Raw genomic sequence first — 11,277 nt, forward strand, 5'->3', positions numbered from 1 at the left:
AGAAGCATGTCAGGAATATTCCATCGATCACTATCGAATCCAGCGGCATTCTCGAAGACAGTCGGTCAGTCTGGCGGTTTCGTCCGTCTCGCTGGTCCGCCTAGCTGAAGGGAACCGACTGTCTCCGACAATGAGGACGACCTTCAATGAAGACACAGCAATACATCGCCACCACCCCGCAAACTCCTGAAGAACAGCACCGCGAACGAGCCTACGAGCTGTTCGGTGAGATAATGCTCGGCCCTCGCCAGGGGGTAGATACTGAGTATGACGGTCTCGACAACCCCACCGAGGGCCAAGAGATTGCCCGCCAGTCAGTCCCTCTCGTTCGTCAGACCGATGAGGAACGTCGGCGTGAACAACAGCAGATGGAAGACGAGGCTCCCGGCCTCATCGAAGGGATCGACCTTGCGACCCAGCAAGAGTGGATTCCCCGGCTCATGGGGAACAAGGAGTTCACCCCCGATCCTGACTTCGAGATGAGCGCCGACGTTCTCGAAAAGAGGGCTGAGGGTCTTCCTGAAGACGCCTTCGACTATATCGCCAAGGCGCAGTCTCAGGAGGAAGCTGACTACCTGGAGAGGAAGTACCGGAAGGACTACGAGCGAGAGCAGGAGCTGGCCAAGATGGGCTGGTCTGGTGTCGGCCTTCGGGTAGGCGCTGCGCTGACCGATCCCGCTGCCTGGGGCATTGGTGCCGCAGCGTCCGCAGCCTTCGGCCCTGCCGGTCTGGTCGGTACAGCAGCGAAGAACCTCAGTCGAGCCGGACGTATCATCCGGTCGGGTACTGCCGGTGCCGCTGGTAACTTGGCAGTCGAGGCGGCTATCAGCCAGAACAAGCCGATCTACGACAACATGAACCTGTTGTACGCGGCTGGCCTGGGCTTCGGCATCGGCGGTGGTATGTCTGCCTTATCCCGCAATCCATCGACTCAGGCTGAGGCCGAGGGTCTTCGGAAGGCTGGCGAGGGACTCAAGAGAGAAGCTGAAGAACGTGTCGGACAGATGATCCGTGACGCTCAATTCTCCCCTTCCCAGGCGGGGCCTGGAGACGCGGGCGCTGCTGCCGTGTCACGGGAAATCCCTATCAGGGATGATGACATTTCCATCGACAGCTTCCTGACCGCCGTAGACAAAGACCCGTCGATTGCTCCGAGAGCAGCATTCTCCAAGGGTCGATTCTCATCGATGTCCATGGGCCTGTCCTCCGAGAACCCAGCCACCCGAGCCATCTTCAAGCCGCTCGCTGAGGAAGGCGTTGGGTACACCGACCGCAACGCTGCTGTCATCCATAGCGCGTCGGAAGGTCAGCGGATGCGGGAGATGCAGGTCACGAACGAGTGGATGCGTGGCTGGCAGCCAAACTTCCGTGAGTGGGTGAAGGCCGAGGGCCAGGGCAATCGGTGGAAGCCCTTCTACAACGAAGAGATGGCCAAGGTCTTCAATGAGCAGGTCACGGATTACGTCGAGGGCCTGACCACCGATGTTCACCCTGCCGTCGCTCGCCAAGGCGATGTCATGAGGAAAATCCTGGATGACTTCCGACGAGACCTGAACCAACCGATGGCCTATCGACAGGAATACGGTCGCCCGGTGAAAGGCTTTGGGACACTGGAGGAAGACCCCTTCTACGTTCCCCGTGAGTTCGACCTGGGGAAAGTCCGCAGCCTTGTCCGGGAGTTCGGTACGACCAACATCGAGACCCTGATAGCTCGATCCATCAAGAACGCTGCCGACGACATCACGGATGAAGCCGCACAGAAAGCCGGTAGAGCATACCTGAAGACCATCAGGAGCATGGACGCAGGAATGGGCGGTGATACGGCTCGCATCCTCTCAAGTGGCGATGGTGAGGAAATCAAGGCATTCCTCAAGAACAACGTCGATGGGGACAGCCTGAGCGAAGCCGACATCGATGACATCGTGGATTCCCTCACCGTCCGTAAGAGCGAGGGCGGCCAGAAGCATGGCAAATCGCGCACTCCCTTAGAGACGGGCTTCTCAATGAACCTGCGCCGGAACCCGGAGTATGGTCAGGGGTCACGCGAAGTGTCCGTCCGCGAGTTGTTCAATCGAGACGCTCACGACCTCATGGCAGGATACACCCGGAAGATGTCAGGTGCGCTCGCCATGGCCCGCTATCGGATTCCCGGACTCTCCGACGGGATCACGTCCCACGGTGAATGGGAGACCCTACTGAACAAAGCCAGGGACATCGGCTATCGCCAGGGCATGGACCCCAAGGAGATGAACCGAGAGCTGGCTGAGGCCGACCGTATGTACCGGGCCATCATGGGAATGCCCAATGAAGCTGACCTCACCAAGTGGGGGCAGTCCCTCAAGTTCTTCCGTGACTGGTCCTTCATGCGCTTCATGGGTCAGGTAGGCTTCGCTCAGATTCCTGAAGCTGGCGTGGCTGCCGCAGGTCTCGGTATCAAGGCCATGTTCAAGGGAGTCCCTGGGTTCAAGGGTTTCATCCGCGATGCACAGACCGGGAAGATCGACCATGAGTTGATCGATGAGATCGAGATAGCGACTGGCTACGGTGGCGACTGGCTCCGCTCAGGACAGCTCGACCGATTCAACGACATGACCGGCTCGCGGGACACGATCCTGAACCAAGGACGGCTGGACCGCTTGGAATTCACCGTCCGCAAGAGTAAACGAGCCGTCTTCGCTGGGTCAGGCATGGCAGCAGTCAACACGGTGCTCAAGCGTTCGGTGGCCAACGGGATCGCCCAGCGGTTCGCCGAGGCTGCCTGGGGGACCGGCAAGCTGATGAACAAGAACCGTCTCCGATCCATCGGACTCACCGATGCCCAGGTAGACGGCATCCTTGAGAACATCCGCAACCATGCCGAGTGGGAGGAAGGACTGACAGGCCGCAAGCTCAAACGCCTGAACCTCAACCAGTGGGACTTGGCGTCCGAGGCCGACTTCACTGAGTCGATGTTCCGGTACGCCAACCGATTGGTCCAGGAGAACGACATCGGCCAGTTCCGTCAGTGGATGGCCCACCCAGTGGCTCGCATGTTCCTCCAGTTCCGGTCATTCATCATCGGCGCTCATGAGAAGCAGTTCCTCCACAACCTCCACATGAGGGACTTCCAGGCGTTCTCGACGTTCGCTGCGACGACCTTCATGTCCACGTTGGGCTACACCGCCATGACCTACTCCCGGTCAGTCGGTAAGGGGAATCAGGAAGAGTATCTGAAGGAACGTCTGAGCACGGCCAACTTGGCCAAGGCCAGCTTTGAACGGTCGTCCTGGTCAGGACTGGTTCCTACCGCTGTCGATACGGTGTTCCCCGGTACATTCTCTTATAGGTCGTCTGGACAGGCGACAGGGGCAATCTTTGGCAACCCTGCTGCTGACACTCTGAACTCTACTCACACAGCCTTGCAGACAATCCTCTCGGGCGATCTCAGTAGAAGTCAGGAGGACGTTCAGAACCTCACCCGACTGATGCCCTTCCAGAACCTAAACGGCGTGACTCAGTTATCAAACTCAGTCCTGGGCGAGATGGGATTGCCAGAAGACGCTCCGCAAGATTAACCAGTCCCTTTCGTAGCAGTCCGCACAACTGCTTCCTAGCACTCTCACCCGAGCATCCAGCCTAGAGCGCATCTCCAGTCGTGCCCGGCAGTCAGTGCCTTCATGGTAGTGGCCGCTTGGGGACTGTCGGGGGTGTGCTCGGCTGTTGGTGCGTTCTAGATTGGAATAACTACCATGACCACCGTTACCACCGACCACACCAAACCCACCATCCTCATCTACACGGACGGCGCCTGTAGCAACAATGGCCAAAGCAACCCACAAGGCGGCTGGGGCGCTGTCCTGATAGACAGGCAAGGCAATCGTCTGAAGATCGCCGGTAAGCTCCAGGGCGACACGATCACCAACAACCGGGCTGAACTGACGGCAGTCATCAAGGCACTGGACGCCCTGAAGCGACCCGCTCATGTCGAGCTGACGACGGACAGCGAGTATGTCCAGAAAGGCGCCACCGAGTGGCTGATCGGCTGGAAGCGCCGGGGCTGGAAGACGGCCAGCAAGGCTCCCGTCAAGAACGCTGATCTGTGGCGTCAGATTGATGCCCTGCTTCAGACCCACGCCGTGCGCTTCCATTGGGTTCGTGGTCACGATGGGCACCCGGAAAACGAGCTGGCCGATTCGCTCGCCGTGGCTGGCGCTGAAGGCACGTCGGTGAAGGAGTACGGGAAGGTTAACGCTCCCGCCCACTCGATACCGACGCAGTGAACCAGACCAATGGAGGCACTCAACCATGGCCATCGAAGTCCACACCGTTCACCAGCTCAAAGGCAACACGCCACGGACCAAGCTCCACCACCTTTACAAGACCGTTTGTCGGCGGGGGATCAATGTCCATCTGACCAAGGACGACATCCTCATAACGCCCGCTGTCATGTCGATCATGCTTCAGCGCCGTCCCGAAGACCTCGACAGAGGCGACTCTCTAGCTCTCCGTAAGCTGCTCGGGCTGAGGCACGACCGGGAGGCTAGCTCTTGCCTTGGGCCAGTAGATGAGGCTTTCAGGGCTGACACTAGGGTCATGGAGGATGCAGTGAGCCTGTTCTATCTGCTCGTCGGTGAGAAAGGCGAAGAAGATCACTCGGCAAGACCACCTTCGTGACCCAATCCTGGAAGGCGCGGGCCTGGGGCTTGTCTGAACGCATGACCAGCTTGTACAGGCCGGACTCGGAGATGAGTGCGACGGTCTTCATTCGCCGGTCGAACGCCGAGGGGGCAATCCGATTTACCCCTTCGACTTTCTTCTCTGTCTTGTCCAGCTTGCGGAGCGCCATGGAGGAATTGACCTTTTTTCCATAGACGTACACGCCTAGCGCCTTGCAAACGTCGGATGCCACGAACCACGGCTCGCCGTCGAAGTCGACGACGCGGATGTCCATGTCGATGTCGGTGTGGCCGCTCGGGTTGAAGGTGCGGATGTCGGTGCTGGCGGTTTCGATGGCGTTCTCTCGCAAAATCTGACAGACCATCAAGGCGTTGGGCCTATGGATTGGCTCACATGGCACGGTCTGTACACCGATGCGCCTCCAGGGGAACGAACCACGGTGGTGATAGCGTCCTCGCTGAACGCTGTGGCGCGAACTGTAGACACGCCGGAACGTGATCTACCTGTGAGGTTCTACCGCGAGGCCCCGCTGATCCTCGGAACTCCGACATTCGCCTGACTCCATATGCCTATCGCCGCGCCAGAGGAACGGGACTCCAAGGGACTCCTACTGACCTATCCCCCGGCCATTTTCTGGCGCACATCTGAGCCGGTATTTGAGTGTATAAAGGGGGAAGAGCTTCCCCGTTACCCACCCCGAGCGAGCGAATGGCGGTGGCTGGAAGTCGATCTTCGAGGCACCCACCCAGGGGGATGAACGTCACCGGCACCCATCCCCCTAGCTTGAGCGCCATCTCTTATACAACTGGGTCGTGCTTTGCGTCTGCCCACCGATCCAGAGTCAGGCCACATTGATTCCAGGCCAGTAGTCCGACCATCGGCACTCGCAGGAAAACATCTCCCACGACTAGCCTGACGATCAATCCCATGATGGCGAATTCCATGCCCCAGCGTGTGAACTCAATTCGCATTGCTTCGGCTCCTTGCTGTCTGGTGGTAGTCCATCGGCGCCCGCCTATAGGCGCCAGCAATGGGAACGCTACAGGTCATGCATAACACAAGTAAAGAATTGATTATAAAGGGTTTAATCCAATATAGAGTCTAATTCGCAAAGGGATGAATAGGCTTTTCTCGGACCGCCCGCGCTGACTGGTTCCCGGTGAAAACCGATGCACCAAGGGATGGCCTCAAGACGACATAAAAAAGCAGGTCCGTTTGGCCCTGCCTTGGTGTTCCGCTGCTCGATATCCCTCACTGTGCGGGCTGCTCGGCTCGTTTCATGGCGCGTTGGACGGTACTAACACCACAGCCCACGATGTCGGCAGTCTTGCGAACGCTGAAGCCTTTCTCCCGAAGCTCCATGACCCGTCGATGTAGTTCCTCATTCACCGGACGGCCCTTGTAGCGGCCATCCTGCTTGGCCTTTTCGATGCCCTGGGCCTGACGCCTACGCCTGTCCTCGTAGTCCTTCCTAGCGACCGCCGCCAGCATATCGAGAAGCATAGCGTTCACCGCATCGAGCATCCGACCCGTGAAGTCATCACCGTTGCCCACAGTAAGCGCCGCGTGGCTTGTCGGTAGGTCCAAGGAGACGACCCGAAGACCCGCACTCTGAATGGCGGCCTTGAGTCTATCCCAGTCGCCTTTCGTCAGGCGCGTCAGTCGGTCCACCTGCTCGACCAACAGCACGTCGCCAGGGTGAGCATCGTCAATGAGTCGCGCCAGTTCAGTACGGTCGGCTTTGGTTCCGCTGGCATTCTCGATGTACCACGAAGCGACCGTCACTCCCTTCTCGCTGGTGAAGCTGGTGAGCGCCTCACGGGCACGGCTGGCATTCTGGTCATCAGTGGAGGCACGGAGGTAGGCGCGGATGTAAGCCATCGTCGTTCACTCCCTTGTCGAGCACTGTATTCGTTTGGGTGTAATCATAATATGTGTGCTCGTTAGGGTTGTCAATGAATGTATGTGAATACGGATATAGAGCTCCTTGGGTCGTGCTCGCTTAGGTACACCTGAATGGTCACGGTCTCAGAAGCCCATTGACAGCCAGACCGATGCGGCTCTACAGGATGGACCTCGGGGACGCACAGCTTGCAGATTATTTGCTCGTCCGTGTGCCCTGGTTTGTTTTTGTGAACCACAAGCTGGTCAAGGGGGTAGGCAAGAAGTCGAGGCTGAGGCGAAGATCCTCAGCAGGGAGAAGGTCATCACGGATGAGGACGTGGATTAGTAGCGCCTGGAGCACAACTCCAGCATCAAGGCTACAACGAACCACTTCGACATCTCACCGGCATCCGTGAAGCGGGCTTGTAGGGAAGCCAAAGTGGTAACCTGATATTTTTAAGAGACCAGTCAGACGGGATGTTTATTTTTGCATGGGAGAATATATGGCCAAGAAAATACCGAAAGAGAAGAATCGTCGTGACACCTGGGCATACTTCAGGACGGCTGGCCCGGTTACGCAGATCACATGTCATGTGGAAGGGGATTCGGTCACAATAGATAATGCCGATCCGCATCAAACCAGAACGGAGATAAGCTACGAAAGGGCTTCAGGTAAGCCAAAACGTATCTCCACGATGACCAGCCGTGACGGGGCTGCTGGTTTAGACTTCCAGGCTTACCTCATGGACAACTATCGTTACCTATGTGGTGTCGATACAAACTACCTAGACCTTGATGATAAGCGAATCGCCGTCACAGCGATCTATCACTGCCCTACACCCATCCAGCCAGGCACGAAAGAGATTCCAATAGAGTTCCTTGCACTCTATGTCGTGCTGGAACCTCAACCAGGAGTGAATCCGGAGCTGATTGGCTGGCATCTCGCCCTCAAGCACCTGAAAAATCCCGGCGACGGCAGAGTCGTCGGTATGGTTGTCGATAGCGAGGCTGGCCGCATCCCCGAGTTCAACTCTCGAGCGGAACCCCTTCTGGAGGACTGCTACCTTCCACCTTACGTTGACCTAATCTACGCTTCCGCCGACAAGAAGGACTGTGTAACGAACCACTTCATCCGCTACTGCGATCAGGCGGCTGCAATGATGCTGGCGGATTTGAAAAGCGGGAAAGCCACGCTGCCCGAGCTGTCCCTCAGCAATACTGAGCTCTATCGGGGCATTGTGAGGGTCAAGCCCAAGAATCGAGTGATGAGTTCAGGGGCTAGCCAGCCTTAGCTGTCAAGATTGCGTGTGGCACCAGGGTTGATGTGGTAAACACATGTAGCAAATAAACGAAAGGGTATATCTTATAGAGTATTGAAAAACCTAGAAATATCCCCTTAAAATCGAAGCGGCGAAGGTCAGGGACAAGGTTCCAATGACGGTTTCCAGTCCGTGGCCGAACTCACCGAGGCAATGAAAGACCCGCGCTATCACAAAGACCCGGCCTACCGGAAAGACGTGGAGCGCCGTCTGGCGGCCTCAAGCGTACTCTAGGAGCTGCCTATGGCCGACCTGATTGTGGTCGGACTCGCCGTCCTGGGACTGTTCTCAGCGATAGGCTTACCGATCCTCTTCGGGTTCCTCCCACCACACATCAAGTAGGAGAAACCTATGGCCCTCAGCAACGTCCTTGCTGGGGGTCTGTTCGACATCGGCGGTAAATTGATCGACCGACTGTTTCCAGACCCCGAGCAGAAGGCTAACCGCCAGTAGAAAGTGCAAAGTAAACGTTCACACCAACCCCTAAGTAAGTTCCCAACACGCTCATAGCCGTTAGTACCAAGATTGCTTTTGCTTTCCATGCCTCTCTATCGCCGGAATCAAAAACAACTTTCACTCGCGGAAAAACTCTTCCATCTCGATACAACTTAAAAAGGTATTCAACAAAAAAGATAGCCATAAGGCATATCGACACCAAATAGTATGCACCATGATAAACAAAATAAACACCTGACAAAACCAAGAGTGCGACTATTCCTCCTGACAGTCGCGGGAAAGCATCTGATATAGACGCATACCACGGCGCCTTATCCTTCAAATAGCGATCAACCTGATCACATTTACCTCGAAACCAAACTTCGTCACCATCTGAAGAAACTGAGCAAAACCCCAGGTCCATACCTAAGTTAATTATAACCCTACGTTGAGAATGGCTCCCACCGCTGTCCCATCGGGCATAGAAAATCAGAGACTCAACTCTACCAGGGACCTCCAGACCGAACAAAGAATCAACATCACCAACTTCATAGGTTGCCTCTCCACTTTTTAGAGACACAACAAACTCATCTGGACAGTCAGACCCCTCAAAAATCAAACCCACAAGACGCTCGACATCTGCTTTAGAAAGAGAGACAACAGGGGCTCTAAATTTTCTATCAAACTTGGCCATTACCCACCTCGACAAAACCCACTCAACTACGAGCTTCAAGAGTCGCAATCAGAAACGACGCCATCGTCCCCGCAAGATTAACGGCCAGCTCAGCATGGCGAGGACTAGGTTTGACTGGGCGCGGGCCTTGACCATGCGCATCACCAACCCTATTACGCAACTCACCAAGGCCTGTAACGATATTAGAGCAGCCACCAAGTATACGCTTAAAGGTATCTTCCATGTGCTGGTCTGGAGCAAGATTAAGCAAATGCGATGCTTTTCGGTATAACTGAGGAAGGTCATCACCATTATCCGCGCGCTCTTTCCCTTCCATCTGAGCAACGACATACTTACAAACACTTTCTACCAAAGACTTCGCCATGGTGATTGCACCTTCAGGGTCTGACGCTCTCCGATCCAATGCCTTCTGCCAAGCGGCATGTACATGAGCCGAATCAAACCTTTCCAGCGCCTCACCAATGGCGGAATCGGAAGGAGCGCCTACCTGTTCCAACTTATCCAAAAGCGGCCTAAACTCACTCCAAATGTACTCCCGACGCTCCGCATAAGTCGGATAGCGGTTAATATGCGCCCAAAACTGGGAAGGGGACCTACAGGTTTTCACCATTCGAGGGACCAAATGGGCAATATCAGAACTCTGTAGTAAGGCCGCTCGAGCTTGGCCATAATCGTAATTAGCAGCATCCCCGCCTGTAGCACGGGCTATCATCATATTTTGCATTGATTCAGCATGTTCCAGCAGGAACTCTGTACCCATGTATCGTTCCTTTGAATTCACTGAGCCCAGCCAGTGGGGCGGTTTGCCAGTACCTCAACCACGACTGTACAATCCCTCTGCATCACTGGCTACGCGGGTGGCTACAGTAGCGGCTACAGATGACTACCGATACCGCGTAACTAGCTGATTTTACTACTAGTTGCGGAGAAAAGGGCGATTCCCTTCACCCGCTCCACTTTCGAGCCTGTCGCGCCGCCTGCCGGCCCCGAGCGTTCCATGGCCCTGTTCCTGACCGTCTTCGCCGTCTGCATGCTGATCTTCGGCGGCATGGTCGTCATCCTGCTGTTGTCCCATACGCCGCGCTATCGCACCGAACCCGAGCACCTGCTGAACCTATTCGACAAGGCGCTCGAGAATCGCGTCGGCGAGACCGAGTGGAATGCCGTCATCGGCTACCCGATCCGCCATGACGAATACCTCGAAAGCGTTCGCCGTCGCGCCCGCTACTTGATGGACGAACACGGCCGTCACGGACGCGTGGCAAGGGGCAAGCCGCTTCTCGATGCCGACGGCCAGGCGGAGCTTGCCGCCCTGCGCGATCACCTGGCGGCGCGCACCCGACTCAGGCGTGATCGGGAAGGGGAATGAGCGTCAACGCGGAATCCGTTATCATGTCAGCGTGCATGCCACGGATTCGCCCCGCCGGAGGCCCGCGATGACCAGCGCGATCCGCCAGATCCCCCTAGACACCGCCGTTCATCACCATGCTCATGACTTCCATCAGATCGTGATCGGCTTGCGCGGCCAGGCGGAATTCGAGATCGAAGGGCTTGGAGGCTCCATTTCGGCACTGTCCGGCTGTATCGTGCCGGCTAACCACGTCCACTACTACGCCGGCACCGGCGACAACCACCAACTGATCCTCGACCTGCCGGAAGATGCGCTGTCGCTCACCGGCCATCAGCATGAGCTGGTACGCCTGTTCGACGCCCCTCGCTTCTTCTCGCTGGATGCGCCCCTGGAGCGCTACCTTGACTTCATGATTCACGAGCTGGGGCTGCTTTCCCAGCAAGGTCGACTGAGCGCCTTGCAGCAGGAACGTCTGGCCACGACACTGCTCGGCTCCCTACATGCCCGTCTGGCCCAGGAGCCGCCCTCTCGGGGGCGCCATCTCGATCTTGCCGCTCTGGATCGCTTCATCGACCGCCACCTGGGGGCGCCTCTGCGAGTCGCCGACCTGGCGGCCGAGGCCTGCCTGAGCGAGACCCACTTCACGGCACGCTTCCGCGATCAGACCGGCCTCTCACCCTGGCAGTACGTGCTGCGCCGGCGCCTCGATACCTCGGAACGCCTGCTCCGCGAGAGCCACCTGCCACTCTCGGAGATCGCCGCCCTGACCGGCTTCGCCAACCAGAGCGCCTTCTCCAGGGCCTTTCGCCGCGCCTTCGGGCATCCCCCGAGCCGCTTGCGCTCCGCACCGTCCCGATCCCTCGGCGCACCGGCGCTTCACGATTAGACGAACGTCTAACCTTTTCTTCATATTTCGTTAACAGCATTGAAATCGTCAA

General features: G+C 57.1%; 9 protein-coding genes and 1 pseudogene. 6 read left to right on the forward strand and 4 right to left on the reverse strand.

Annotated features, from left to right (window positions below):
- Positions 1 to 146: 146 nt before the first annotated feature.
- A complete protein-coding gene (locus tag HSDC_RS14965; RefSeq protein ID WP_064700745.1) occupies positions 147 to 3,554 on the forward strand; it encodes a hypothetical protein in 3,408 nt (1,135 codons plus the stop codon).
- 174 nt (positions 3,555 to 3,728) lie between these two features.
- Positions 3,729 to 4,259: a ribonuclease HI gene (rnhA, locus tag HSDC_RS14970; protein WP_064700746.1), complete on the forward strand. Its 531-nt coding sequence runs from the start codon at positions 3,729 to 3,731 to the stop codon at positions 4,257 to 4,259.
- Between the two features lie 311 nt (positions 4,260 to 4,570).
- Here the strand turns inward: rnhA and HSDC_RS14975 are convergent, their stop codons facing one another.
- Both HSDC_RS14975 and HSDC_RS14980 read right to left on the reverse strand, forming a co-directional pair.
- Complete coding sequence (locus tag HSDC_RS14975; RefSeq protein WP_082920071.1) at positions 4,571 to 5,020, reverse strand: BRO-N domain-containing protein; 450 nt, start codon at positions 5,018 to 5,020, stop codon at positions 4,571 to 4,573.
- An 887-nt stretch (positions 5,021 to 5,907) separates the two neighbouring features.
- A complete protein-coding gene (locus tag HSDC_RS14980) occupies positions 5,908 to 6,537 on the reverse strand; it encodes a recombinase family protein (RefSeq protein WP_064700747.1) in 630 nt (209 codons plus the stop codon).
- A 506-nt stretch (positions 6,538 to 7,043) separates the two neighbouring features.
- Between HSDC_RS14980 and HSDC_RS14985 the strand changes: the two genes are divergently transcribed.
- Positions 7,044 to 7,832: a hypothetical protein gene (locus tag HSDC_RS14985; RefSeq protein WP_137055340.1), complete on the forward strand. Its 789-nt coding sequence runs from the start codon at positions 7,044 to 7,046 to the stop codon at positions 7,830 to 7,832.
- 144 nt (positions 7,833 to 7,976) lie between these two features.
- Positions 7,977 to 8,093, forward strand: a pseudogene (locus HSDC_RS17105) (capsid assembly protein); the annotation flags it as partial.
- 205 nt (positions 8,094 to 8,298) lie between these two features.
- Here the strand turns inward: HSDC_RS17105 and HSDC_RS16775 are convergent.
- Positions 8,299 to 8,988 (reverse strand): hypothetical protein, encoded by a 690-nt coding sequence (locus tag HSDC_RS16775; RefSeq protein ID WP_137055342.1) that lies wholly within the window; start codon positions 8,986 to 8,988, stop codon positions 8,299 to 8,301.
- A 22-nt stretch (positions 8,989 to 9,010) separates the two neighbouring features.
- Positions 9,011 to 9,748 (reverse strand): abortive infection family protein, encoded by a 738-nt coding sequence (locus HSDC_RS17010; protein ID WP_073292217.1) that lies wholly within the window; start codon positions 9,746 to 9,748, stop codon positions 9,011 to 9,013.
- A gap of 237 nt (positions 9,749 to 9,985) precedes the next feature.
- On the opposite strand from HSDC_RS17010, the gene HSDC_RS14995 reads away from it, so the two are divergent.
- Both HSDC_RS14995 and HSDC_RS15000 read left to right on the forward strand, forming a co-directional pair.
- Positions 9,986 to 10,357: a hypothetical protein gene (locus HSDC_RS14995; RefSeq protein WP_064700750.1), complete on the forward strand. Its 372-nt coding sequence runs from the start codon at positions 9,986 to 9,988 to the stop codon at positions 10,355 to 10,357.
- Between the two features lie 67 nt (positions 10,358 to 10,424).
- Positions 10,425 to 11,225, forward strand: a complete 801-nt coding sequence (locus HSDC_RS15000) for a helix-turn-helix domain-containing protein (RefSeq protein WP_064700751.1) — start codon at positions 10,425 to 10,427, stop codon at positions 11,223 to 11,225.
- Positions 11,226 to 11,277 lie beyond the last annotated feature (52 nt).

The organism is Halomonas caseinilytica (assembly GCF_001662285.1).
Taxonomy (GTDB): Bacteria; Pseudomonadota; Gammaproteobacteria; order Pseudomonadales; family Halomonadaceae; genus Halomonas; species Halomonas caseinilytica.